21 protein-coding genes are annotated in these 24,135 nt (G+C 64.0%); 16 read left to right on the top strand and 5 right to left on the bottom strand.

Features of this window, described 5'->3' with window-relative positions; genetic code table 11:
• The first annotated feature begins 2 nt into the window (after window positions 1-2).
• From trpB to DAES_RS04700, 7 genes are all read left to right on the top strand, one after another.
• Window positions 3-1,166 carry a tryptophan synthase subunit beta gene (trpB, locus tag DAES_RS04730; RefSeq protein WP_013513894.1) on the top strand — a complete coding sequence of 388 codons (1,164 nt, stop codon included), beginning with the start codon at window positions 3-5 and terminating at the stop codon, window positions 1,164-1,166.
• An 11-nt stretch (window positions 1,167-1,177) separates the two neighbouring features.
• Window positions 1,178-1,939: a tryptophan synthase subunit alpha gene (trpA, locus tag DAES_RS04725; RefSeq protein ID WP_013513893.1), complete on the top strand. Its 762-nt coding sequence runs from the start codon at window positions 1,178-1,180 to the stop codon at window positions 1,937-1,939.
• 462 nt (window positions 1,940-2,401) lie between these two features.
• Window positions 2,402-3,172 carry a DUF1538 domain-containing protein gene (locus tag DAES_RS04720; protein ID WP_236608462.1) on the top strand — a complete coding sequence of 257 codons (771 nt, stop codon included), beginning with the start codon at window positions 2,402-2,404 and terminating at the stop codon, window positions 3,170-3,172.
• 23 nt (window positions 3,173-3,195) lie between these two features.
• Entirely contained in the window at window positions 3,196-4,017 is an 822-nt protein-coding gene (locus tag DAES_RS04715; RefSeq protein ID WP_013513891.1) for a DUF1538 domain-containing protein, read from the top strand.
• Window positions 3,977-4,324: a P-II family nitrogen regulator gene (locus tag DAES_RS04710; protein WP_013513890.1), complete on the top strand. Its 348-nt coding sequence runs from the start codon at window positions 3,977-3,979 to the stop codon at window positions 4,322-4,324. Before DAES_RS04715 ends, DAES_RS04710 begins: the two co-directional genes overlap by 41 nt.
• Before the next feature lie 48 nt (window positions 4,325-4,372).
• Entirely contained in the window at window positions 4,373-4,768 is a 396-nt protein-coding gene (locus tag DAES_RS04705) for a CBS domain-containing protein (protein ID WP_013513889.1), read from the top strand.
• Window positions 4,769-4,953: 185 nt separating this feature from the next.
• Entirely contained in the window at window positions 4,954-6,534 is a 1,581-nt protein-coding gene (locus DAES_RS04700) for an ArnT family glycosyltransferase (RefSeq protein WP_013513888.1), read from the top strand.
• Between the two features lie 60 nt (window positions 6,535-6,594).
• Here the strand turns inward: DAES_RS04700 and DAES_RS04695 are convergent, their stop codons facing one another.
• Both DAES_RS04695 and DAES_RS04690 read right to left on the bottom strand, forming a co-directional pair.
• Entirely contained in the window at window positions 6,595-7,458 is an 864-nt protein-coding gene (locus tag DAES_RS04695) for an alpha/beta fold hydrolase (RefSeq protein ID WP_236608461.1), read from the bottom strand.
• A gap of 56 nt (window positions 7,459-7,514) precedes the next feature.
• Window positions 7,515-8,294 carry a prepilin peptidase gene (locus tag DAES_RS04690; RefSeq protein WP_013513886.1) on the bottom strand — a complete coding sequence of 260 codons (780 nt, stop codon included), beginning with the start codon at window positions 8,292-8,294 and terminating at the stop codon, window positions 7,515-7,517.
• A 132-nt stretch (window positions 8,295-8,426) separates the two neighbouring features.
• Between DAES_RS04690 and DAES_RS04685 the strand changes: the two genes are divergently transcribed.
• Genes DAES_RS04685 through DAES_RS04675 form a run of 3 tightly spaced genes read left to right on the top strand, consistent with a single transcriptional unit; the run spans window position 8,427 to window position 11,995 of the window.
• Window positions 8,427-9,716, top strand: a complete 1,290-nt coding sequence (locus DAES_RS04685) for a phenylacetate--CoA ligase family protein (protein WP_013513885.1) — start codon at window positions 8,427-8,429, stop codon at window positions 9,714-9,716.
• A gap of 24 nt (window positions 9,717-9,740) precedes the next feature.
• The gene (locus DAES_RS04680) at window positions 9,741-11,276 is read left to right on the top strand and encodes a sialidase family protein (protein ID WP_013513884.1); all 1,536 of its coding nucleotides are present in this window, start codon (window positions 9,741-9,743) and stop codon (window positions 11,274-11,276) included.
• Window positions 11,273-11,995, top strand: a complete 723-nt coding sequence (locus DAES_RS04675) for a dienelactone hydrolase family protein (RefSeq protein WP_013513883.1) — start codon at window positions 11,273-11,275, stop codon at window positions 11,993-11,995. Before DAES_RS04680 ends, DAES_RS04675 begins: the two co-directional genes overlap by 4 nt.
• Here DAES_RS04675 and DAES_RS04670 read toward each other — a convergent pair.
• Both DAES_RS04670 and DAES_RS04665 read right to left on the bottom strand, forming a co-directional pair.
• Entirely contained in the window at window positions 11,974-12,846 is an 873-nt protein-coding gene (locus tag DAES_RS04670; protein WP_157864807.1) for a tetratricopeptide repeat protein, read from the bottom strand. The two genes, DAES_RS04675 and DAES_RS04670, sit on opposite strands and share 22 nt — an antisense overlap.
• Window positions 12,847-12,928: 82 nt before the next feature.
• A complete protein-coding gene (locus DAES_RS04665; RefSeq protein ID WP_013513881.1) occupies window positions 12,929-13,381 on the bottom strand; it encodes a hypothetical protein in 453 nt (150 codons plus the stop codon).
• A 130-nt stretch (window positions 13,382-13,511) separates the two neighbouring features.
• Between DAES_RS04665 and DAES_RS04660 the strand changes: the two genes are divergently transcribed.
• The 4 genes from DAES_RS04660 to DAES_RS04645 all read left to right on the top strand — a co-directional run bounded on the left by DAES_RS04660 (window position 13,512) and on the right by DAES_RS04645 (window position 16,436).
• Window positions 13,512-13,811, top strand: coding sequence for a hypothetical protein (locus DAES_RS04660; RefSeq protein WP_013513880.1), 300 nt, complete (start codon window positions 13,512-13,514; stop codon window positions 13,809-13,811).
• Between the two features lie 248 nt (window positions 13,812-14,059).
• The gene (locus tag DAES_RS04655; RefSeq protein ID WP_013513879.1) at window positions 14,060-14,323 is read left to right on the top strand and encodes an RNA recognition motif domain-containing protein; all 264 of its coding nucleotides are present in this window, start codon (window positions 14,060-14,062) and stop codon (window positions 14,321-14,323) included.
• Between the two features lie 86 nt (window positions 14,324-14,409).
• Window positions 14,410-14,628, top strand: coding sequence for a translation initiation factor IF-1 (gene infA / locus DAES_RS04650; protein WP_013513878.1), 219 nt, complete (start codon window positions 14,410-14,412; stop codon window positions 14,626-14,628).
• A gap of 152 nt (window positions 14,629-14,780) precedes the next feature.
• Window positions 14,781-16,436, top strand: a complete 1,656-nt coding sequence (locus DAES_RS04645) for a DEAD/DEAH box helicase (RefSeq protein ID WP_013513877.1) — start codon at window positions 14,781-14,783, stop codon at window positions 16,434-16,436.
• Window positions 16,437-16,605: 169 nt separating this feature from the next.
• Here the strand turns inward: DAES_RS04645 and DAES_RS04640 are convergent, their stop codons facing one another.
• A complete protein-coding gene (locus DAES_RS04640) occupies window positions 16,606-17,094 on the bottom strand; it encodes a hypothetical protein (protein ID WP_157864806.1) in 489 nt (162 codons plus the stop codon).
• Between the two features lie 704 nt (window positions 17,095-17,798).
• Between DAES_RS04640 and DAES_RS04635 the strand changes: the two genes are divergently transcribed.
• Together DAES_RS04635 and DAES_RS04630 are read left to right on the top strand one after the other, a co-directional pair.
• Window positions 17,799-20,228, top strand: a complete 2,430-nt coding sequence (locus DAES_RS04635) for a methyl-accepting chemotaxis protein (RefSeq protein ID WP_013513875.1) — start codon at window positions 17,799-17,801, stop codon at window positions 20,226-20,228.
• Between the two features lie 210 nt (window positions 20,229-20,438).
• Window positions 20,439-24,134, top strand: a complete 3,696-nt coding sequence (locus DAES_RS04630; RefSeq protein ID WP_013513874.1) for a DUF748 domain-containing protein — start codon at window positions 20,439-20,441, stop codon at window positions 24,132-24,134.
• Window position 24,135 lies beyond the last annotated feature (1 nt).

Below are 24,135 nucleotides of genomic sequence, written 5' to 3'. Positions count from 1 at the left end.
TCATGAAAAAAGGATACTTCGGCGATTTCGGCGGCCAGTTCATCCCCGAGCTGCTCATGCCGCCCCTTCTGGAGCTTGAGCAGGCCATGGAGACCATCCTCCCCACAGAGGAGTTCCAGACCCGCTTCATCGGCATGCTCAAGGAAAACGTGGGCCGCCCCTCGGCCATCACATACTGCCCCAACCTCTCGCGCGACCTCGGGCTCGACCTGTGGCTCAAGCGCGAAGACCTGAACCACTCGGGCGCGCACAAGATCAACAACACGCTCGGCCAGGGGCTGCTCGCCAAGATGATGGGCAAGACCACCCTGCTGGCCGAGACCGGCGCGGGCATGCACGGCGTGGCCACCGCCGTGGCCGCCGCCATGCTCGACATGAAATGCCTCGTCTACATGGGCGCCACCGACGTGGTCCGCCAGTCGCCCAACGTCAACCGCATGCGCCTCATGGGCGCGGAAATCGTGCCTGTTCAGTCCGGCACCAAGACCCTCAAGGACGCCATCAACGAGGCGCTGCGCCGCTGGCTCTCGGACCAGGAAACCACCCACTACTGCTTTGGCACCGCAGCCGGACCGCATCCCTTCCCCACCCTGGTGCGCACCTTCCAGCAGGTCATCTCGCGCGAGGCGCGCCAGCAGTTCATGGAGCGCAACAACGGCGCGCTGCCCGACGTGGTCGTGGCCTGCGTGGGCGGCGGCTCCAACGCCATCGGCATGTTCCACCACTTCGTGCCCGATCCCTCGGTGACCATCATCGGGGTCGAGGCCGCAGGCACCGGCGAGCCGGGCTGCGACAACTCCGCCCCGCTCAACCTCGGCACCAACGGCGTGCTGCACGGCATGAAAACCAAGCTGCTCCAGACCTCCGAAGGCCAGATCAAGCCCTCCCACTCCATCGCCCCCGGCCTCGACTACCCCGGCGTCGGACCCGAACACGCCCACCTGCACGACACGGGCCGCGCCACCTATGTGACCATCAACGACGCCCAAGCCATCAACGCCTTCAAGACCCTCTCCCGGCGCGAAGGCATCATCCCGGCCCTCGAATCGTCCCACGCCGTGGCCTACGCCATTGAGCACCGGGCAGAACTCAAGGGCAAGTCCGTCCTCGTCTGCCTGTCCGGGCGCGGCGACAAGGACATGGGCATCGTCGATTCCATCCTCTAGGAGAATATGCAATGAATCCAATGCAATCGAAAATAGAAGCAGCCAAGGCCAAGGGCAAGGTCGCCCTCATCCCGTTCCTGCCCGCCGGATTCCCCAATCGGGAACAATTCTGGAAGGAACTTGAACAGCTCGACGCCGCAGGCGCGGCAGTCATCGAGATAGGCATGCCCTTCTCCGACCCCGTGGCCGACGGCCCGGTGGTGGAAAAAGCGTCCCTCAAGTGCCTTGAGGACGGCATCAACCTGACCTGGATATTTGACGGGCTCAAGGCGCGCAAAGGCCAATTCAACGCCGCCCTGCTGCTCATGGGCTACCTCAACCCCGTCTACCAGTACGGTCTCGACGCCTTTGGCGCAGACTGCGCCGCCGCCGGAGTCTCCGGCCTGATCATCGCCGATCTGCCCCACGAGGAATCCGACTTCGTCAAACAGGCCATGGCCCCCCACAACGTGGCCCTGGTCCCGCTCATCGGCCTGAACACCAGCCCGGAGCGCATGCGCCTCTACGCACAAAACGCCCAAGGCTTCTGCTACTTCGTCTCGGTGCTGGGCACCACCGGCCAGCGTGACTCCCTGCCCGAACGCATCCGCGAAAAACTCGCCGAGGCGCGCTCCATCTTCACCATCCCCATTGCGCTGGGCTTTGGCATCAAACACCCCGACCAGCTCGCCAACTTCACCGGGCTCATGGACGCCGCCGTGTTCGGCTCCGCTCTCATCACCCACATCGCCACCGGCCACACCAGCGCCCAGTTCATGGAGCCGTGGCAATAAGAGGGATGCCTCCGGCGGCCGGGGGAAGGGGGAAAAAACCCTTTGATGCGGGCCGTCCTTGGCCCGCACCCCTTCGGGGCGTTGCGGCAGCCGCAACGTCCAAATCCGCTGTCCTGCGGATTTGTCGAAAAGGGTTCTTTTCCCCCTTCCCCGGACCCCCATCCCCCTTTTTCCTAAACTTTTTGGCGTGGGGACAAAACAACTTTGACCAAGGCTTTCGATGAAAATGGCAAGGTTGGCTTGGGTTCATTCTTGGCGATTTCGCAAAGCGCAAGCCCCGCGGTTTTCGATGCTCATTGACGCAATGGGCATAATTCGCATAGGGCTACTCAAGAACTCAACTGCCAGGAAAGAATGATGCTTGCCCCCAAACCACGCCGTGACAGGAATTTTCTCAGATATGTCCCATAAGGATACCAACAACGGCTACCCGCCATCCACCCCACCCTGCCGGGGCACAGCATGAACCAGACATCCAGGACGGCAATGCTGGTCCGGACCTTTTCCCGGATCATAGCGGGCAGGTTGTGGTCCTCCTTCAAGGATCTGCTGCCCATCATTCTGGTCATCGTCTTTTTCCAGGGTGTGGTACTCCGGCAACCGCTGCCGGACGTATTCAGCGTCCTGCAGGGCGGGCTGCTCGTCATCATCGGGCTGACCCTGTTCATGCAGGGGTTGGAGATGGGGTTGTTTCCCATCGGCGAGCAAATGGCGCACGCCCTGGCACGCAAGGGTAGCCTTTTCTGGCTCCTGACCTTTTCCTTTGCCCTCGGTTTTTCGACTACCGTGGCCGAACCGGCCCTCATCGCCGTATCAGCCGAGGCAGCCAGAGTCGTATCCCAGGGAGGTTTTATCGCCTCAGGGGAAACTGCAATGGCTAACTATGCGCTTGGGTTGAGGTTGTCGGTTGCGTTTTCAGCTGGATTATCCATTCTGATCGGCGTGCTTCGCATCTTGAAAGGTTGGCCGGTGCAACATTTTATTATTGGCGGCTACGTACTGGTCATGATCATGACCATTTTCGCTCCGGCGGCAATCGTGGGCATCGCCTATGACGCGGGCGGCGTAACCACGTCCACCGTGACCGTTCCGCTGGTTGCAGCCCTCGGTATAGGAGTCGCATCAATTATCAAAGGACGCAACCCACTCATTGACGGCTTTGGCCTTATAGCTTTAGCTGCGCTGGCTCCGATAATCGCCGTCATCGGATACGGACTGATCGTTTTCGGCTAAGACCGTCAAGGACAAGGTGCCAGATGGATTTTCTGACAGATTTCGCCACCGCCCTCCTCTCCACGTGTCGCGACGTGCTGCCCATCGTCGTCCTGCTGGTGGGGTGTCAGGTCTTTGTCCTGCGCTCCCCGATCCCCAGGCCCAAAAGCCTCATCATCGGCGGCGTGTATGTGGTCATCGGGCTGGCCATGTTCCTGATGGGGCTCGAGAAAGCCCTGTTTCCTATAGGGCGGCTCATGGCGGAACAGCTGGCCGATCCCGCCTTCCTGCTGGGCGGTGCGGCCGCCGCTTCCGATTGGACCGCCTACGGCTGGATATATCTCTTCGCCGCCATGATCGGGTTTTCCACGACCATCGCCGAACCCACGCTTCTGGCCGTGGCCCTCAAGGCCAAGGAGGTCTCGGGCGGCGGCATCAGCCAATGGGGGCTGCGCATCACCGTTGCCCTGGGCGTGGCCGTGGGGATAACCCTCGGAACCTTTCGCATCGTCACAGGCACGCCCTTATATATCTATATTCTCGTTGGATATGTCGTCGTTATGGCACAGACGTTCTTTGCGCCCAAAAAAATCATCGCCCTGGCCTACGACTCCGGCGGTGTCACCACTTCGACCGTCACCGTGCCTCTGGTGGCCGCGCTGGGGTTGGGTTTGTCCGAGGCCGTGCCCGGAAGCAACCCGGCCCTGGACGGCTTCGGGCTCATCGCCTTTGCCAGCCTGTTCCCGATCATCGCGGTCATGGCATACGCCCAGGTGACCCAATGGGTTGCCGGGCGCAGAAAGAATAAATTTCAGGGGGTAAAACATGAAATTCAAGCTGATACTCGCGCCGGTCAAAACGCATAAGACCGATCCCATCGTGGATGCGGCCAAGGCTGTCGGCGCCACCGGGGCAACCATCATTCCCGGACGCGGCACAGGCATGCGCGAGGCCATGACCTTCTTCGGCCTTGCCCTGGAAGATCAGACCGACATTGTCATGTTCCTGCTGGAGGAGCATCTCGTCAAACCCGTCCTTGAGGCCATCCGAGAGGCGGGGGAATTCCACAAGCCGGGTACCGGCATCGCCTTTGTCCTGCCCATCGAGCAGGTCATCGGCATGGAAAGCCAGATCGAACGGTTCAAGGAAGAAGTCAGGGAACAGTATCTGTAAACGACAATCGAACCGCGCCGACCAAATCGGCCCGGCACAGGAGGAGTCATGTCTGCACCCATTGTGCGCGTAGGCGATGTCATGAAGAAAGAGGTGCTGAGCATCGACGGTATGGCTACGGCATCGGACGCAGCCGCGATGATGCGCACCGCACGCGTCTCGGAGCTGCTGGTCGCCCGGCGCAACGATGACGACGCCTGGGGCATGGTCACCATCACCGACCTGGTCAAGAAAGTCATCGTGCCCGGCCTCGACGGCAAGGACGTCAGCATCTACGAGATCATGACCAAGCCGATCATCACCGTCCCGGCCAAGATGGACATTCGCCACGCGATCCGCCTGATGAACAGGACCAGCGTGCGCAGCGCGCCCGTCGAAGACCTGGGCGAAGTCGTCGGCGTGGTCACCCTCTCGTCGCTGGTGCTCGACAACAACCTGCTGTAACGGCCAGCCCCTCCAAGCCCCTCGCGAAGCGACATAAAAAGTTTTGGAGGGGTGAGGGATGGGGGTCCGGGGGAAGGGAGCGGGGAACCTTTCTCAAAAGGTTCCCCGCTCCCTTCCCCCGGCCGCCGGAGGCATGTCCACACTTGCCATGGGGGCGGAGGTATTATACCTGACTCTTCACAATCATGCAGCCCATCAATGAATCATATTCTCCGCGTCTGGACGTGATCGCCTTTGTGGTGATCGCGGTGTCGTTTGCGGTCCGGTACTGGTTTGTGGCCACGGGCCAGCTCAATCTGGTGCAGGACGAGGCCCAGTATTGGGACTGGATTCGCAGGCCGCAGCTCTCGTATTATTCCAAGGGGCCGCTCATAGCCGGGATCATCGGGCTGTGGTGCAAGGTGTTCGGCAGTGTCGAGCTTGGGGTCCGGTTCGGCTCGGTGATCGGCATGAGCGCGATCCAGGCGGCGTTGTACGTGGGCGTCTCGCGGGTCTGGCGCGAGTATCGGCTGGCGGTGTTCGTGCTGTTCGTGGCCGCCACCATGCCGCTGTTCAGCGGGCTGGGCATCCTAATGACCACGGACAATCCGCTTATTTTGTGCTGGACCGTGGGGTTCTTCGCCCTGGCCGCGGCCACGCGCAACAGGCCGGACCATGTGCCGTCGAGCGTGCCATTCGTGGTGCTTGGGGCGTGTCTGGCCGTGGGCATTTGGGCCAAGTACATGATGCTCGCCTTCATGGGCCTGGCCCAGGTGTATGCCGTGATTCTCCATCTGCGCGGGCAGTTGCCGCCGAGATTCTGGCGGAACTTTGTGCTGGCTGGCGTGATCGGCGTGGCCGTGGGCATGCTGCCCATCATCCTTTGGAACATGCAGCACGACTGGGTGGGCTTCAGGCATGTGGCCAGGCTGTCCACGGGCGAGCCAAAGCCTTTCAGCCTGCGCATCGTCCCGTTTCTGGAGATGTTTGGGGCGCAGATCGGGCTACTGGGGCCGTGGTGGTTTGTTTTGGTGATGATCGGCGGCTGGCGCGCGGTGCGCAAGAGCTTTTTCGGGCCTATCGGCGCGTTTGATCGTGCGTACCGGCGTGATCTGCAATCGGCCCTTTTTTTCTGGCCGCTGTGGGGGGCGATCACCCTGTGGGCGCTCAAGTCCAAGACCGAGGCCAACTGGACCGCCGTTGCCTTCATGGCCGCAAGCGTGCTGGGCGGCATGGCCCTCAAGGCATGGTGGGAGAACCCGGAGCGCACGAAAAAAGCCCGGCTGGCGCTGGCCGGGATTGCCACGGCTGTGACCCTGCTCATTTTTGTCTCGCCCCTGGCCCCGCTGCCTGCCGAGTACAACATCACCAACCGGCTCAAGGGGTGGGACGGGCTGGGCCTTGAGGTGCAGCGGCTCATGGACGCCGAGTTTGACAATCCGGCCCAGGTCTTCATCTTCAGCGACAAGTACGATGTGACGGCGGAGCTGGCCTTTTACACGCCGGGGCAGCCCGTGACCTACTGCCTGTGGACCCCGGACCGGCGCATGAACCAGTACGATCTCTGGCCCGGCCCCGGCGCGGAGCGCACCGGCTGGGACGCGATCATGGTCCGCAAGGAGCATCAGGGCGACGCCCCTGGCGAGGCCCACGCCCTGTTCGAGTCGGTCGGCCCGCCCCTCCACTTCCAGGCCGAATTCCGGGGCCAGCCCGCGCGCAAGTTCACCCTGCACCTGTGCAAGGGGTTCAAGGGACTGTGGCCGGACACCCCGTCGGGCCGCTACTAGACTGGCCCGACACCCATCGGGACAACACCAGCGGGGCCGAACCAATGGTTTATCCAGGCGCTAATTGATCAAATCCTGCCGCGTTGAAAGAAACGTCTCCACCAGCCGGGCCATGTCTGCCGGGGTCTGGTACATGAGCCAGTGCCCGCCGCCGTCGAAGCGGGCGAGCCACGCGCCCCGGATCAGCGAGGCCATGGCCACGCTCTGGCACGCCTCGGTCACGCTGTCGTCCTCGCCCACCAGCAGGAGCACGTCGCTGGGCAGGCCGGGCAGCCTGTCGCCGGTTCCCGGCCACAGGGTCAGGGCCTCGCGCTGTCGGGCCACGGCCTTTGGAGCGGGCGGCAGGGCCGGGGACGGCAGCCCGGCGTAAACCTCCGGGTGCTGCTCCGCCCACTGGGCGGGGAACAGGCTCGCCACCAGTTGTTCATGAGTCATTGAGTCGAAGCGGTCCAGGGCGGCCAGCACCGGGCCGGGCTCAAAGACCGTGCCGTAAAGCACCAGCTTGCCCACCTTGTCGGGCCGGGCCAGGGCCATCTCCTGGGCGATGATCGAGCCCATGGACCAGCCCAGGACATCGGCCCGTTTGATGCCCAGTGCGTCGAGCAGGCCCAAGGCGTCCCAAGCCATGCGCTCAATGGTCACCGGCGCGTCCGAGGTCGAGGAATGGCCCATATTCCGGTTGTCGAAGAGGATCACCCGGCGGGTTTTGGCCAACCGGGCGACAAAGACGCTGTCCCAGGCGTCCATGGTCCCGGCATAGCCCATGACCATGAGCAGCGGCTCGCCCGATCCGACCATGCGATAGCCCAGGCGCACATCATCCACCTGCACGGTGTGCACCGGCAGCAGCGGCACGGAGATGTACCGCCCGTGCGCGCAGGAAATCAGGACCAGAAGCGTCAGGAGCGCCAAAAGCAGACGCAAGACCGGGCGAATCACAGGACGTAACGGGCGACGGACCACGGCTTCTCCCCTTGAGGCTAGAGATTCAGCCAGCCCAGAACCTGCTGACCGTAGAGGACATAAAACATGCAGCCAAGGCTCAGGAACGGGCCAAAGGGGATGCGGGTCTTCAGCCCCTTTGCGCCGGGGCGCAGCATGTACACGACGCAGGCGAGGCCGGAGGTGGCCGCAGCGGCCAGGATGGTCAGGGGCAGGCCGGTCAGGCCGGTCATGGCCCCGATCATGACCATGAGCTTGACATCGCCGGTGCCAAGGCCCTCCTCATCGCGCCACAGCCGGTAGGCGCGTTGCAGCAGCCAGAAGAATGCCCCGCCGCAGGCTGCCCCGGCCACGCTGTCGCGCCAGCCCGGCTCGGGCAGGATGATGCCCGCGCCCAGGGCCAGAACCGCGCCGCCCAGGGTGATGCGGTCGGGAAGCATGAAGGTCTCGAAGTCGATGAAGCTCCCGGCCACCAGCAGACATCCGAGGATCAGATAGACCCCCCAGGTCAGACCCGGCCCGAAGTGATGGGCCAGGGCCAGGGACCAGGCCAGGCAGGAGAGCTCCACCAGCATGTACTGGCCGCCGATGGGCGTGTCGCAGTGGCGGCATCGCCCCCTGAGCATGAAAAAGCTGACCACCGGGATGGTCTCGCGCCAGGACAGGGTGTGCCTGCACGACGGGCACACCGAGCGGCCCGGCCTGAAGATGGGCCGCTCGTCTATCCACCGTTGGATGAAAATGGTTGCCAACCCGCCCAGTTCCAGACCGGCGACGGCAGCGACCAGAAAAAACAGCCAGCCGGGCACGCTCTCCATGAATCTCCCTTGAACACTTGATGATCGGCCGCTTTTACTGCATGAATACCCACTGGGCGGCCACCCTGAAGGCTACCGGATTCCTGCCCTGCGCACAAGGGCATCGCCGCCGAACGCACCAAGGAGTTACTGATGCGCCACCGTTTCATCCCGGACCTGACCGAGGGCCAGATATGCGACATCCAGCTGCAAGGGCTGGCCTGGACCGTGAACCACGCCTTTCAGGGCAGCCCCTTCTACCGCTCGCGGATGCAGGGCATGGGCCTTGAGCCCGGCGACATCACCTCCCTGGACGACCTTGGCAAGCTCCCCTTCACCACTGCCGACGACCTCAAGGACGGCTACCCCCTGCCCCTGCTCGCTGTGCCCGAGGCGGACGTGGTGCGCATCCACGGCTCCAGCGGCACCACGGGCAAGCGCAAGATCCTGGCCTATACCCAGAACGACATCGATGTGTGGAAGGACATGTTCGCCCGCTGCTACGAGCTGGCCGGACTGACCGTGGAGGACCGCGTCCAGATCTGCGTGGGCTACGGGTTGTGGACCGCCGGGGCGGGATTCCAGCTCGGCTGTGAGCGCTTCGGGGCCATGGCCCTGCCTGTCGGCCCCGGCCTGCTCGAAATTCAGCTCCAGATGCTGACCGACCTGAAACCCACCTGCCTGTGTTCCACTGCGTCCATGGCCCTGCTCATGGGCGAAGAGGTGCAGAAACAGGGGCTGACGGACCGCATAGCCCTCAAGCGGGCCATCTTCGGCGCCGAGACCCATACCCCGAAGATGCGCCGCCAGTTCGAGGAAGCCCTGGGGCTTGAGCACAGCTTCGACATCATCGGCATGACCGAACTCTACGGCCCCGGCACCGGCCTCGAATGCGTGGCCCATGAGGGCATCCACTACTGGGCCGACCTCTTCATCCTTGAAATCCTGGACCCCGAGACCCTCACGCCCGTGGCACCGGGCGAGGTGGGCGAGATGGTGGTCACCTCGCTCAAAAAAGAGGCCTCGCCGCTCATCCGCTACCGCACCCGCGACCTGACCCGGCTCATCCCCGGCCCCTGCCCCTGCGGGGTGACCATGCCGCGTGTGGACAGGATCATGGGCCGCAGCGACGACATGTTCATCTTCCGGGGCGTCAACATCTACCCCGGCCAGATCGGCTCGGTGCTCGAAGGCTTCCCGGAACTGTCCGCCGAATACCAGATATCCCTCACCCGCCACGACGGCCTTGACCACATGGCCGTGCGCGTCGAGCGCGCCCCGGAAGCCGGAGCGGGCAGCGACGAAGGGCTTGCCCGGACCGTGGCCACGGAAATCCGCAAGCACATCCTGGTGCGCAGCGACGTGACCATCCTCGGCCCCGGCGAGCTGCCGCGCAGCTTCGCCAAGACAAAGCGGGTCCAGGACGAACGCGGCGATGACTAACCCCGATCCGGCTGCCTAACGACCATGCCGAGCCTGACCCTTGATCCAACCCGCCACACGGTCATCGACCGCAGGCAGGACCACTACCTCTGCTTCCCTGACGTGATCCGCATGGGCAAGCGGGGCCTGCTGGTGGCCTACAACGAATTCGACCAACATGTGGGCACGCGCCGCGCCCTGCTGCTCAAGGAGAGCAAGGACGGGGGACGCACCTTCGGCAAGGCCCGGCGCATGGACGCGCCCCAGAGCCATTGCCCGCGCTTGGCCCGGCTCAAGGACGGCGAACTGCTCATCCTCGACGACGCCGGGCCGTTCCTGCACCGCAGTGAGGACAAAGGACGCTCCTGGCAGACCACCCGACCGACCGGCCTGATCCACGGCATCATGGACCGGCCCATCGAGCTTGGCAACGGCACGCTGCTGACCACCGGGCACCTGCACCGGGGCACCGCGCCCCACCCGGCCATCCGGCAGGCCAATACCGAGCAGATGGTCTATTGCTCCGGGGACTCGGGCCGCACCTGGACCCCGCTCTCGGTCATGGCCCGCCAGCGCAACCTCGTGCTCTGCGAGGCGTCCATGGTCCTGCTGCCAGATAACCGGCTGCTGGCCCTGATGCGCGAGAACAGCTTTGTCTACGAGCCCATGTACCTGTGCGCCAGCCACGACCTGGGCCGGACATGGTCCGACCCGGTCCCCACCCCGCTCATCGGCCACCGCCCCACCCTGGGGCTGACGGACTGCGGCAGGCTGCTCGTCACCTACCGCAACGTGGGGCCGGACGGCGGCACCTGTGCCTGGCTCGGCACCGAGGCCGAACTGGCCGGGGATTTCAAGCCCCATGGCCGCCACCCCAACCCGGACAATCCGACCCTGACGCCCCACGGCCTGCGCGTGTGCAATGAAGCCGGGCCGGACAGCGTGGTCCGCTACGCCCTGCGGCCCATGACCGACCCGCGCTCGGCCACGGCCAGCCTGGAAGCCTCGGTGCGCGTGGACCGGGCCGGGCCAAACGGCTGCGGCCTGCGCCTGGGCGTCTGGTTCCGAATCTTTCCCGACCGCATCGAGCCTGAGGACGGGCAGCCGCCAATCCCCATCGAACCGGGCCGGTTCAACGCCATCCGGCTCGACTATGCCAAGGGGTGCGTCACCCTCCTGGTCAACGGGGAGCGCAGGGCCGAAATGGCGGTGGACGACGACCACGCGGACACGCGGCCCATCCTCTTCGGCGCGCCCTATCCCTTTGAGGACAACGCGGTGGACTGCACCTGGGAGCGGGTCCGGCTGGTCATCCACGAGCCGACCCTGCTGCGCGACTCTGCCTGGGAATGGGAAGCCAACGATGGCCTGCCCGACCAGTGGGTGCAGGACCATGTGCTGGAGCTGCGCAACGACCGGCAGGCCGCATCGCCGGATTTCGGCTATTCGGGCTGGGTGTCTCTGGGCAACGACGAATATTTCTGCGCCTACCACCATGGCGGCGGCAGTGAGGACGGCTACGAGCCCATGCACTGCGCCCATGTGGTCGGCACGCGCTTTTGCCTGGATGATTTCAAGTGATCACATACACGACCCTGCCCTACCGGCACGGCCAGACGCCCCTTGAAGGGACGCTCGTGCATGACGATGCCCTGACCCGGTCCGGTCCGCTGCCGGGCGTGCTCGTCTTCCACGAGTTCATGGGGCCGGGCGGATACATGCTCCCCCATGCCGAGATGCTGGCCCGACACGGCTTTGCCGCCCTGCTCTGCGACATGTACGGCGCGGGTGTCCGCCCCAGGACCCCGCAGGAGGCATCGGCCCAGTCACGCATCTACCGGTCCGACAGGCGGCTCATGCGCCAGCGCGCCCTGGCCGGGCTCCAAGCCCTGGCCGGACACGGACTGGCCGATCCGGCCCGGCTCCATGCCGTGGGCTTCTCCTTTGGCGGATGCACGGCCCTGGAGCTGGCCCGCTCGGGCGCGCCGCTGCTGGCCACGGCCAGCTTCTACGGCTACCTGAACACGCCGCTGCCCTGTTCGGCAGGGGATGTGAAGGGAAGGATACTGGTGCTGCACGGCGTCCACGACCGGGTGGTGCCCATGACCGAGATCCCGGTCTTCGAGCAGGAGATGCGCGGGGCCGGGGTGGACTTTCGCGTCATCACCTACCCTGATGCGGGCCACGGATTCGCCAACGCGACCCAGCCGGGCGATCCGGCCACCGGGTCGTGGCACTGCGCCAAGACCTGCCGTCACGCCTGGGCGGCCACCCTGGCCTATTTCAACGAGAGCACGTAATCCATTTTGCCGCCGGATGCGGCCCCATCGCCCGAGGCGCGCTGCCGGTTGCGCTCCAGGGCCGCCCGCTCCCCTTGTGCGGCCATGCCCTCGCGGGTTCTGCGGGCCAGTTCGTCCGCATCGGCCTGCTCCGCTTCCAGGGCGCGCAAGAAGCTCCTGGCCTCCGGCATGGCAGGATTGAGCGCCAGGGCGCGGGCCAGATGTGTGCGGCACTCCTCGCACCGCCCCCGCCCGTGAAAGGCGCGGGCGATGTTGAAATGCAGGTTCTCGTCCTCGTCGTTGACTTCGAGCGCCTTGGCGTAGAAGCGGATGGCGTCGTCAAACCGCCCCTGCTTGCGCAGGTTGATGCCGAACTCGTTGAAACGGTGACGCTGCTCCTCGCGAAACACCTCGTCGATGTTGAGCAGCTTGTCGAGCACGGTGCGCAGCTTGGTGAACTCCTGCTGCTCGGCATAGACCTCGGACAATCCCATGTGGGCGTCAGCCGAGTCCTCCTGCATGAGCACCGCGCTGCAAAATTCCTGCTCGGCCCTGTCCAGCTGGCCGAGGTTGAAGTAGCGCCGTCCCAGGCGCACCTTTTTTTGCAAAGCGTCGAGACAGGGCAGGGTGTTGTCCTGATAATAGGACAGTTCAGGCGTGTACTGCTTCAGGAAGTCGTCGCGACTTATGAGCCGGGTGACGCCAGAGGGGACATGGTTGGCGTTGAGCGGGCGGACCTCGTAGATGTCGTCGCTGCGCCGACGCACGAACCAGAAGGTGCCGTTGCGGTAGCGCGAGCCGCGCTCGCCCACCTTGTACTCGTATTTGGTGCTGTGGGAGTAGACCCCCATGACCTCGCAATCGTCGCTCACATTCGCCCCCATAAGAAGACTCGGCCAAGGCGGACCAGACCCGCTCCCGGCCCGTCGGACACGATGAACCGGAAAAATGAACTCATCGCGGCACACTGCCCTGCCCTGGCAGGTAGGCCAGGTCATAGGTCCTGAGCGAAGCGCCCGCTGCCATGTCGTAGCGGCTGTCGCAGGACAGGCTGTGGAGCAGCTCCCTGGCGATGAACAGTCCCATGGCATCGAAACTGGTCCGCTTGATGGAGGGGCAGCCATCGAGCTTGAGACAGTCGTCCCACTCGCCGGGCGGCCCCGAATGCTGGATGAGCACCCGCAGCCGCTCATCGATCCGGAACAGGGTGACGGCAATGTCCTCCGCGCCGCCGCCCGCGCGGATGGCGCCCACGCAATAGGAGAACACCCCCTCCACGCAGACCTGGAGACGGCGGGAATCGATCGGAGCAAACCTCTCGACCGCCATCCAGGCCTCAAGCCCCGCATTGATGATGGCCACGTCGGCCCGCCTGGGCATGACCACCCACCTGACAATCGCCTGCACGCCTACCTCCTGTGCCCAGAGTACCCACGTCGTGAAGAAATACAGCAAAAACGGTCCGGTGGCAAACTCGTGACACGGGCTTGGCGCAGGCCCGGTTTTGGGGCATGATGCCAAAAAAGCGAGGCGCTTGATGGAACGGGCCGAGATTGCGCGGATTTTCGAGGCGTATTTTGAAAAATACAAGAAAACCGAAGGCGACCGCTCGTCATGGTCCGCCTTCTGGACCGAGATGACCCCGGTGGGAGTGCTCGAACTCAACCTGACCAAATGCCCCAGAGGCACGACCTTCAAGATATTCGTGGACAAGCGCAAGGTGGCCGAGGTCATGGGCTGGGACGCCTATTTCCAGACCATGAAAACTGTGGCCGCCGAGCGCCCCGGCCTCTACGATGAGGACAAAATCTTCGGCGAAATGGCGTTCGTCATCTGAGGAAACACAGGCGCGGCGCGCACTTTTTCCTTGACTGGCGTACCTTCAAAGCGTAAGGCCACTTACTACAGTAGTCGGCGTTGTCCTCTGGGAGGCGCCCGACAGTCGTCTGCTCGTGCCGACGATTGGTGGACAAACAGTGGTATTTGAGACGCTTGCACGCATCGAATCCCCCCCATTTTTTGGTTCACCGGGCGACCTGTCGCCAATCGACCATGTCCCTTATCTGCTTCTGGAGATCTGTACGAATGGCCAAGAATCTGTATGTGGGCAACCTGCCCTGGAACTGTACCGAAGAGGAACTGCGCGCCGCCTTTGAGGCATACGGCGAAGTGCGTTCCGTCAAACTCGTCAATGATCACGAAACCGATCGCCCGCGCGGCTTCGGCTTCGTGGAGATGGGAGACCAGGGCGCGCTTGAAGCCGTCGAAAACCTGAACGGCAGCAGCCTCGGTGGCCGCAGCATCAAGGTCAACGAGGCGCGGCCCCGCCCAGAGCGCCCCCGCTGGTAGTTACCGACCAAACGCCGATTACGGCAACCCAAGCCCGCCCTTCCGGGGCGGGCTTTTCCCGTCCCGCTAAGGAGGATATGCACTATATGGCTAAAGAAGAAGGGATCACCGTCCAGGGCACCGTTGAAGAAGCGCTGCCCAACGCAATGTTCCGCGTCGAACTCGAAAACGGGCACTCTGTTCTCGCCCACATCTCCGGCAAGATGCGCAAATTCCGCATCCGCGTCATGCCCGGTGACACAGTCACCGTCGAACTCTCCCCCTACGATCTTACTCGCGGTCGCATCACCTTCCGTCCCCGCTAATATTTTTATCTCTCAGGCCGCGCATGCGGTCCGGGAGCACGGCGCATCCGGCTCGCATCGCCGCCACGCGGACTGTCCGCACCCGGCGCGAACCCATGCAACTTCACTGCCACCGGCCAGCCCCAAAGGCGCGGCCTGAACACAAGGATCACATGACTGATTTCAAGGAACTGGGCCTGTCCGAGGAGACTCTGGCGGCCCTGGAATCCAAGGGCTTCACATGCCCCACCCCGATCCAGGAGCGGACCATCCCCCTGCTGCTGCAAGGCGCGGTCGACATCGTCGGCCAGGCCCAAACAGGCACGGGAAAGACCGCGGCCTTTGGCCTGCCCATCATCGAAACCGCTGTTGAAAACGCGAAACGGGTGCAGGCGCTTGTCCTGACCCCCACCCGCGAGCTGGCCATCCAGGTGGCCGACGAGATCAACTCCCTCAAGGGGAAGAAGCGCATCCGCGTCCTGCCTGTCTACGGCGGACAGGCCATCCACATGCAGCTCAAGGCGCTCAAAAGCGGCGTGGACGTGGTGGTCGGCACCCCGGGCCGCATCATGGACCACCTCAAGCGCGGCACCCTGCACCTCGACGAACTCGACTTCTTCGTCCTCGATGAGGCGGACGAGATGTGCAACATGGGCTTTGTGGACGATGTGCGCGAGATTCTCAAATCCGCCAACACCGACCGCCGCACCCTGCTCTTCTCGGCCACCATGCCCCACGAGGTCATGCGCATCGCCAAGGAGTTCATGGGCGACTACGAACTGATCACTGTCAAGGCCGAAAAAAACGACATCCCGCTCACCAAGCAGGTCTTCCACGAGGTGGCCGATTCGGACCGCTTCGAAGCCCTGTGCCGGGTGGTGGACGCCGAGCCTGACTTCTACGGCCTGGTCTTCACCCGCACGCGGGCCGACGCCGACCGCGTGGCCAGCAGGCTCACGGAGCGCGGCTACCCGGCAGAGCCGATCCACGGCGACCTGTCCCAGGCCCGGCGCGAGGAGATCCTCGGCAGGTTCAAGAAGCGGCTGGTCACCATCCTGGTGGCCACCGACGTGGCCGCGCGCGGCATCGACGTGCCCGACCTGACCCATGTGGTCAACTTCGCCCTGCCCCAGGACCCGCAGACCTTCGTGCACCGCACCGGGCGCACGGGCCGGGCGGGCAAGGAGGGCGTGGCCATCTCCCTGATCGCCCCCAGCGAGTTCCGACGCCTGATGTTCATCACCAAGAGCTCAGGCATCGACATCACCAAGGCCAAGCTGCCGTGCATCCACGATGTCATCTACTCCAAGAAGAGCCGGATGGTGGACGGACTGGACGGCATCATCCAGGAAGAGGCCCACACACCCTATCTGCCCATGGCCCGAGACCTGCTCGAAGGCCGCGAGCCGGAGGATGTCGTCGCCGCCCTGCTCAAGCACGCCTTTGGCGACGAGCTGGTGGAGTCGAGCTACCGCGAGATCAACACCGTCACCGCGGCCAACCGGGGCCGCGCCGACCTGGTCTGCTCCCTGGGGCGCGTGGATGGCATGAACCCCAAGGATTTCGTGGACTTCATTTCCCAAGCGGCGCGCATCAAGCCGTGGTCCATCCAGCATGTGCGCGTGCAGGGCGAGCGGACCACCTTCACCGTGCCCGGCCCTGAGGCCGAGCTGGTTGTCAGCCGCGTCCTCAGCCGCGACGGACGCCCCCTGGTCAGCCAGGGAGATTCGCCAAAAAAACCGCCCTACCGCCGCGACTACCCCAAAAAAGGCGCGCCCGGTCCGGGCAAACACCCCTTCAAGAAGCCGTACAAGCCCAGGAAGGACTAACCGCAACTCCACAGGCCCATGCCCGGTTCATCCGCGCATGGGCCTTTTTCTTTTGGCTGCAACCGGTCGGTCGCAACCGGACGGCAGGACAAAGAAAAGCCGCGCCCGAAGGCGCGGCCCGGAGTCGAAACTCCGTACCCGTAGGTGGGAGTGGGAGCAATGAACCGGCTCAGGCCGTCAGGCTCAGGCCGGTGGTCATGCCCATGCCGACAGAATCGGAATAGGCCTGCTGCATCCGGCCATACGCCTCGTACCCGGCCTCTTCAGGCCCGGATGCGGACATGTCCATGAGCTGATCAAACGCCTCGGAGTCGCTGAATCTGTCGATACCGCTGTTTCCACCGGCACCCATCTTCTCCAGCTTCTCCTGCATGGCCGCCTGCAGCTCTTCCAGCGAAACCTGGCCGTCCTCGTTGGTATCGAGCGGATCGAACACCTCGGAGCTTTCCGACTCTTCGACGCTGTCGGAGCTTGCAAAGCTCCCTGACGACGAGGACGGGCTGACCTTGAGCCCGCTGCTGGCAGACGCTTCCTCCTCGTCGGCCTGGAGGCTTTCGATGAAGCTGGCCGAATCTTCCTGAGCCTCGTTCCTGTATGCGGATATGATGCTCTGGATGCCGCTCGATCCGCTCATGGAACTCAAAGAACTGATTTCCACAATCATACTCCTTTGCCACTGCCCCGCCAGCACCGAAGCCCGGACACAGCCGTCTCAGACTGTCCCCCCTTTCCCCAAAGGCAGGCATGCGGTCGGCGAGGTCATTACACAGTCTCCATCGCCGCAGACCACCCCCCGGTTACAGACTATGATGAAAAACAACTCATCTGCGCGGCCTGGGCAGCCAGCTTGGGAAAAAATGTACAAGCTCAGGCCGCTGGGCCGCTCCTCCATGGCCACAATCGCTGTCAGCTGGGCGCTTATAAGGGCGCATGCAAATAGACACTCTAGATACATAAATGGGCATATGCGCGAGCATCGCCCTCTTCAACGGGCAGAATAATGAAATAGCGATTCTAAACGCATCAAGACGCACGCTGACACACAGCATTTTCTAAATAATCACGTCATTGAGAGCCATCACACGACGAACGCATCCGTCCATGGAAGACGATGCACGATGAGATCGGATTCATTTCATCAGACAAAACGGCTCGACAGTTTCGCGAAACAGGCAAAACAACACCGCTCAGGAACGGCGTGTATTTGTTTAATATGGCACAAACCCAATGAAATTGAGCAACTAGTTGTCAGGGATGTGACGCTTGTGTTAACCTTTCAGACTGCTGGTCAGAGTGGTGCCCGGCAAATACGCCGCCTGCGCCGTGCGGCGGACATGATTTTCAGAGGGAAGGTTTCGCACAATGAAAATGAGCATTCGATTGAAAGTCCTGCTCCCTGTCCTGGCGACGGTTCTGACGCTTGGGGGCACGGGGCTCTATCTGCTCAGGACCGACCTGGGCCTGTTGCAGCACAATTTTGTCAGGAGCATGGTCATGGAGAAGGAGGCCGAACTGGCCCACTCCATCGCCACCACCTCCAGCCGGGCGAGGGAGATGGCCGCTCTCTTCTCCAGAACACCTGAAGTGGTCCAGGCATTCCGCGTGGCCCTCTCCGGCAACATCAACGACGAGAACGACCCGGCTGCCCAGGAGGCGAGGGTGCAGTTGCGCGCGGCGATGGTCCCGGTGAACGCCGGGTATTCGGCTGCCTCGGACGGAAAGCTGCTCCAACTGCACTTCCACCTGCCCAACGCCCGCAGCCTTTTGCGGGCCTGGCGCAAGCAGCAGACGCAAAAAAACGGCGTCTGGGTGGATATCTCGGACGACCTGGCCTCATTCCGCCAGACCGTGCTTGATGTCAACAAGACGGGCCAGACCGTGGAGGGAATCGAACTTGGCCGGGGTGGCTTCGCCATCCGGGGGCTGGCTCCGGTGCGCGACGAGTCCGGCACCCAGCTCGGATCCGTCGAGGTCCTGCTCGACTTCGACCCCATCCTCAAGGCCGCATCCGAGGGTGAGGGCCGTGAACTGCTGCTCTATATGAACGCAGACCGCCTCTCCATCGCCCGCAACCTCAATGACCCGGCAAAATACCCGGTGGCAGACGGCAGGTTCGTCCTGGTCTCCAACTCCGGGGACGCCCGCGTAGCCGACGCGATTCCCATCGACCTCCTCGACGAGGGCAGCCGCGAGATATCCATGCGCTCTGCCAACGGCCTGGCTCTGGCCGCCTTCCCGGTCAGGGACTACAAGGGCAGCCAGATCGGCCTGATCGTCTATGCCATGGACACCGACGCCACCGATGCCATCATCCGCGAGTCAGGCATGACCATCGGCGGCGTGCTTCTGGCCATCCTGATCCTGCCCGCGCTGGTCACCTGGCTGTTCATCAGCCGCAGCGTGGTCAGGCCGATACAGGTCATCATCGGCAAGATACGCGACATCGCCGAGGACAGGGCCGACCTGAACGAGCGGCTCGACGACTCGGCCAACGACGAGATGGGCGGTCTTGCCAGCTGGTTCAACGTGCTCATGGTCAAGCTCAGCGACATCCTGACCGAGGTCAAGACCTACATGTACATCGTCAACGCCGTGCCAGACCCCATCTTCACCGTGGACGACAACATGAAAATCCTCGTGGCCAACGAGGCCACCGCCCGCTTCGGCGGCAAGGATCTCAAGGACATCAAGGGCACGTCCTGCCGGGACATCTTCAACACCGCCCTCTGCGGCACGAGAGACTGTCCCATCCAGAAATGCAAGGAACGCGACGGCCACTACGAGGGCGATGTCATCCAGATCGCCAAGGACGGCAGGGAAATATCCATCAAGCCCACCTCAGATGTCCTGCGCGACGCTTCGGGCCGGATCATTGGCCGCATGGAGGTGGCGCGCAACGTCACCGAACTGGTGGAAAAGGAGCGCGGCATCCAGACCAACCTGGAGCGCATCAGCGAGGTCAACGACCGGATCATGGTCGTGGCCGCGGCCATTGCCGAGTCGTCGGCCACCCTGCTCGATCAGGTTTCCGAGGCCGCATCCGGCGCGCAGCAGCAGAAAGCGCGCGCCATGGAAACGGCCACGGCCATGGAGGAGATGAACGCCACGGTCATTGAGGTGGCCTCCAACGCGGCCAATGCGGCCAGCCGGGCGGATGAAACCCGCAGCCGGGCGGATGACGGGGCCACCGTGGTCGAACGGGCCGTGGAGGCCATGAGCGAAGTGCGCGCCCGCTCGCTGGAGCTGCGCGGCAACATGGAAAACCTGGGCGAACTGGCCGAGGGCATCGGCAAAGTGCTCGGCGTCATCACCGACATCGCGGACCAGACCAACCTGCTGGCGCTCAACGCGGCCATCGAAGCCGCCCGCGCCGGTGACGCCGGGCGCGGATTTGCCGTAGTCGCCGACGAGGTGCGCAAGCTGGCCGAAAAGACCATGACCGCCACCAAGGAAGTGGACGAGGCCATCCAGGCCATCCAGAACGGAACCAGGGACAACGCCGAATCCGTGAGCGCGTCCGACAAGGCCGTGGAGCGGGCCACGCAACTGGTCAACGAATCCGGTCAGGCCCTGGAAGCCATCCGCGCCCTGGTGGACAGCAGCGCGGATCAGGTCCGGGCCATCGCCACCGCCGCCGAGCAGCAATCGGCCACCAGCGACGAGATCAGCAACTCCGTGGGCGAGGTCAGCCGCGTGGCCGAGAGCACGGCGGACGGCATGGACACGGCGCGGACCGAAGTCCGGCGCATGGCGGAGCTGGCCGAGGACCTGCGCAGAATATCATCAAATTGATCACCTCCTCCTCCACAACCCGAAACCCCGGACGCGCCTCCAGCGCGTCCGGGGTTTCACCGTTTGCACCTTCACAGTGCCGCTGAGGGCAGATCAGCGGACAGCCAGCCGGAGTCTTTCCAAAAATGCCGCTCACTTCTGGCATAGTCGGAAAAAATCAGCTAATCTTATCAAACCAAGACAACCTCATGACCCGACCCGGACACGCACATGCTGACATTTCTCGACAGATTCCCCATTGCCACCCCAGGCCTGCGGCGGGTCGCCTTCTGGCTGATCATCGCCCTGGCAGCCTATGTTCTGGTCGGCTTCCTGCTGGTTCCCCCGGCCCTCAGGTCCATCATTGTCAGTCAGAGCCAGTCCGCCCTCAAGCGGACCGTGCACCTCGGCTCGGTTTCGTTCAACCCGCTAACCCTGCGCCTTGCGCTGCACGATTTCCGCGCGGACGCGCTTGAGGGCGAAGTCCCCCTCATGTCTTTTGGCGAACTCTCGCTCAGGCCGGGCGTCGCGTCCGTCTGGCGGATGGCCCCGGTCGTCTCCAGCCTCGCCCTGCGCGACCTCACGGTCGATATCGTCTTTTTCGGCGACGGGCGGTACTCCATCTCCGACCTGCTCGATTCCGACGGGGAGCAGGCCGACCAGCCGCCGGGCCAGTTCCTCCCCTTTGCCCTCTCCGAATTCGAGATGAGCAACGCCACCATCGTCTTTGACGACCGGTCCAAGGCCAAACGACACGTTGTCTCGGAAATCAACCTGTCCATCCCGTTCACCTCCAGCTTCGAGGGGCTGCGCAAGGAGTTCACCCAGCCCGAATTCTCCGCCGTGGTCAACGGCGACCCGGTGAAGCTCAAAGGGCGCACTCTGCCCTTTGACGACACGCTACTGACCGAATTCAGCCTGGGCGCGGTCAATGTGGACCTTGACCAATACTGGCCCTACCTGTCCGACCTCATCCCTCTGACACTGGTCAAAGGGCAGCTCTCCTCCGAGATATCCATCAACTTCGAGCGGTCTGACGACCAGCGGCTCAAGCTCTTCCTGAGCGGCGGCGGCGCGCTGAACGGCCTGGAACTGACTTCGCCACAAGACGGGGGCGTGCTTTCGGTCAACAGGATCGCCTTCCAAATGGAGCGGTTCTCCCTTGGTGACAGTCTGCTGCACCTCAGGCAGGTGACCGTGGACCAGCCGCGCGTGAAGCTCATCCGCCGACCCGGCGGTGAATTCAACTGGGCGGGATATTTCACTTCGACACAAGACGGGGCCGGACCAGACGAGGCAGGCCAAGCCGGGGCAGAGCAGAGCGCATCCCCCTCCCTGCGCGTGGACCTGGGCTCGGTCGAGGTCACCTCCGGCAGTGTGGAGTGGATCGACCAGGATGTGCCGGGCGGCTTCGAGCGGACCTATCCCGTGACTGCCAGGGCCACGGGATTGAGCACTGGCAGCCGGACACCGGGAACTTTTTCCGCGTCCCTTGGGTCTGCCAATGGGGGTGGCGTGATCGAGATCAGCGGCCAATGCAGGCTGGACCCGGCGTTGGTCACGGCCACGCTCACGGCCTCAGACCTCACCCTCGCCGAGTACTCCCCGTATTTCGCCACAGCCCTGCCCCTGACCCTGGCATCGGGCAGTGCGGGCATCTCCGCAACACTGGCCGTAGAGCAGACAACCAACAAATCCATGGCCGTGTCCGTGAAAGACGGCTCCCTGACCCTCTCGGATCTGCGGCTGCACAAGCCTGCCGCCGGGGAACCGAGCGTTCTGGCCGGGCAACTGGCCGTGTCCGGCGTGGCCGTGGACATGACGGCGCAGGCCGTCAGCGTGGCCGACATCCTGCTGACCGACCCCATCCTGCGCCTTGAAATGACCGAGCCGGGCGTGATCGACCTGATCGCCATGCTCACGCCTGATCCAGCCACTCGCCCCGTGAACGTCACGAACGAAGAGGACGCTGCTGCCGAAACGGACACGGGGAACGCGGAAAAACCCGACGATCCGGAATGGACCGCCACGGTCGGGACGGTGCGCGTGAACGGCGGCATGGTCTCCCTGGCCGACAGGACCGCGACCCCGACCGCCACCCTGGGCGTCCACGACGTGACCCTTGCGGCTCAGGGCGTTTCCACCCGCCGGGACCACCCCCTCACCTGCGCGGTCAACGCCACCTGGGACGGAGGCGGAACCATCGAAGTCCAGACCACGGCCACCCTGGAGCCACTGGTTGGCACGGCCCAGATCGCCCTGCGCGGCCTTGGGCTCGCCCCGGTCAACACCTATCTCGCCCGGTTTGCCGACCTCGAACTGGCGCAGGGCGCGGCCTCGGCAGACCTGACACTGACCTTTGACGGCAACGACACCCTGCACTTTGTCCTTGAGGGTGACAGCGCGCTGGCCAATGCCCGGCTCATGGACACCCTGGCCGGTGACGAGCTGGCGGGCATCGACGCGCTCCGGCTGTCTAAAATCCGCCTGGAAAACGAACCCTACCGGCTGCGGGTGGACACCGTCCGCCTCGACGACCCGCGCGCGGTCCTGCGCTTCGAGCAGGACGGGAGGACCAACATCCAGCGCACGCTACGCGTCCCGCCACCCGAGCCGACAGACCGCGCCGCCGGAAACCGGTCGCCCGGACCCGGCGCCGCCACTGATGCCGCCAACGCCACCCCGCCGCTCGCCGACACGCCCCTGGTTCAGGATGAGCCGCCTTTTTTCGAGAGTCTGGAGATAGGCAGAGTGACTACGGAAAACGGGCAGATCCGCTTCCACGACGCCAGCGTCACCCCGCCGTATTCCACGGAGATGGCAGACATCCGGCTCACGCTCACAAACATCTCCCAGGCTCCGGACGCACAACCGGGGCTGGATATGCAGGCGAGCATCGGCCCCACCCCCCTGTCGGTCACCGGCACGCTCAACCCCCTGGCCGTACCCATCGGCTCTGATCTGGCCGTGACCCTGACCGGGCTCGACCTTGCCTCCTTGAGCCCGTACACCCTGCAATACCTGGCCTATCCCGTGGAGCAGGGCCGCCTCTACGCCCAGGTCACCATCAGGACCAAGGATTCGGTACTCAGCGCGGACAACAGCTTTTTCGTCAAGCAACTGGTCCTCGGCCCCAGGGATACCCGGCCCGGCGCGCCCAACGTGCCGGTCAGCTTCGGCCTCGCCCTGTTGCAGGACAGCAACGGCGACCTGACGATGGATCTGCCCATCCGGGGCCGCCTGGACGACCCGGACTTCCAGATCAGGGGCATCGTGCTCAAGACCGTGGCCAGCCTGTTCGTCAAGGCCCTGGCCTCGCCATTTTCCCTGATCGGGGCCATCTTCGGCGGCCAAGGCACGGACATGGATTTCGTCATCTTCGAGCCGGGCTTGGCCGTCCTGCGCCCGGCTGCCCTGCTCAAGCTCGAAAAGATCGCCACAGCCCTCAAGGAGCGCAGCAGGCTCAAGCTCCAGGTGACCGGCGTGACCGACCCGGTGGCGGACCGGAACAGCCTCAGGCAGGCCAGCTTCGAGACCAGACTCAAGGAGCAGAAATTCAAGGATCTGCCGCCCTCGAAACGCGCCTGGACCACGGTCGAGGCCATGACCATAGAGCCGGACGAATTCGACGAACTGCTCTATCAGGCCTACAAGGACGAACCAGACGAGGGGAACGAAAGGCCCACGACCTTTTTCGTGCCTGACAGGCAGCCGCCGGAGGTGATGCGCCAGTTCATCGAGAAGAACATCACCGTGACCGATCAGGACCTGCGCGAGCTGGCCACGGGCCGAGCCGAAGCCGTGAAGACCTTCATCGTCGAGCGCGAGCCGTCCCTGGCCCAGCGGATAACCCTGCCCGACCGGAGCGGACCGGGCGCGGCCAGGACCGGGGTGCCCCTGCACCGGGCCGACCTGGGCCTCAGGTAGG

Origin of the sequence: Pseudodesulfovibrio aespoeensis Aspo-2, assembly GCF_000176915.2 — a bacterium.
Lineage (GTDB): Bacteria > Desulfobacterota > Desulfovibrionia > Desulfovibrionales > Desulfovibrionaceae > Pseudodesulfovibrio > Pseudodesulfovibrio aespoeensis.
Note: the sequence above shows the minus strand (reverse complement) of the source record. Positions and strands in the feature narration are given on the sequence as shown.

Coding starts and splice junctions, on each gene's coding strand:
- trpB (WP_013513894.1), top strand. CDS start 3: ATGAAAAAAGGATACTTCGGCGATTTCGGCGGCCAGTTCATCCCCGAG.
- trpA (WP_013513893.1), top strand. CDS start 1,178: ATGAATCCAATGCAATCGAAAATAGAAGCAGCCAAGGCCAAGGGCAAG.
- DAES_RS04720 (WP_236608462.1), top strand. CDS start 2,402: ATGAACCAGACATCCAGGACGGCAATGCTGGTCCGGACCTTTTCCCGG.
- DAES_RS04715 (WP_013513891.1), top strand. CDS start 3,196: ATGGATTTTCTGACAGATTTCGCCACCGCCCTCCTCTCCACGTGTCGC.
- DAES_RS04710 (WP_013513890.1), top strand. CDS start 3,977: ATGAAATTCAAGCTGATACTCGCGCCGGTCAAAACGCATAAGACCGAT.
- DAES_RS04705 (WP_013513889.1), top strand. CDS start 4,373: ATGTCTGCACCCATTGTGCGCGTAGGCGATGTCATGAAGAAAGAGGTG.
- DAES_RS04700 (WP_013513888.1), top strand. CDS start 4,954: ATGCAGCCCATCAATGAATCATATTCTCCGCGTCTGGACGTGATCGCC.
- DAES_RS04690 (WP_013513886.1), bottom strand. CDS start 8,294: ATGGAGAGCGTGCCCGGCTGGCTGTTTTTTCTGGTCGCTGCCGTCGCC.
- DAES_RS04685 (WP_013513885.1), top strand. CDS start 8,427: ATGCGCCACCGTTTCATCCCGGACCTGACCGAGGGCCAGATATGCGAC.
- DAES_RS04680 (WP_013513884.1), top strand. CDS start 9,741: ATGCCGAGCCTGACCCTTGATCCAACCCGCCACACGGTCATCGACCGC.
- DAES_RS04660 (WP_013513880.1), top strand. CDS start 13,512: ATGGAACGGGCCGAGATTGCGCGGATTTTCGAGGCGTATTTTGAAAAA.
- DAES_RS04655 (WP_013513879.1), top strand. CDS start 14,060: ATGGCCAAGAATCTGTATGTGGGCAACCTGCCCTGGAACTGTACCGAA.
- infA (WP_013513878.1), top strand. CDS start 14,410: ATGGCTAAAGAAGAAGGGATCACCGTCCAGGGCACCGTTGAAGAAGCG.
- DAES_RS04645 (WP_013513877.1), top strand. CDS start 14,781: ATGACTGATTTCAAGGAACTGGGCCTGTCCGAGGAGACTCTGGCGGCC.
- DAES_RS04635 (WP_013513875.1), top strand. CDS start 17,799: ATGAAAATGAGCATTCGATTGAAAGTCCTGCTCCCTGTCCTGGCGACG.
- DAES_RS04630 (WP_013513874.1), top strand. CDS start 20,439: ATGCTGACATTTCTCGACAGATTCCCCATTGCCACCCCAGGCCTGCGG.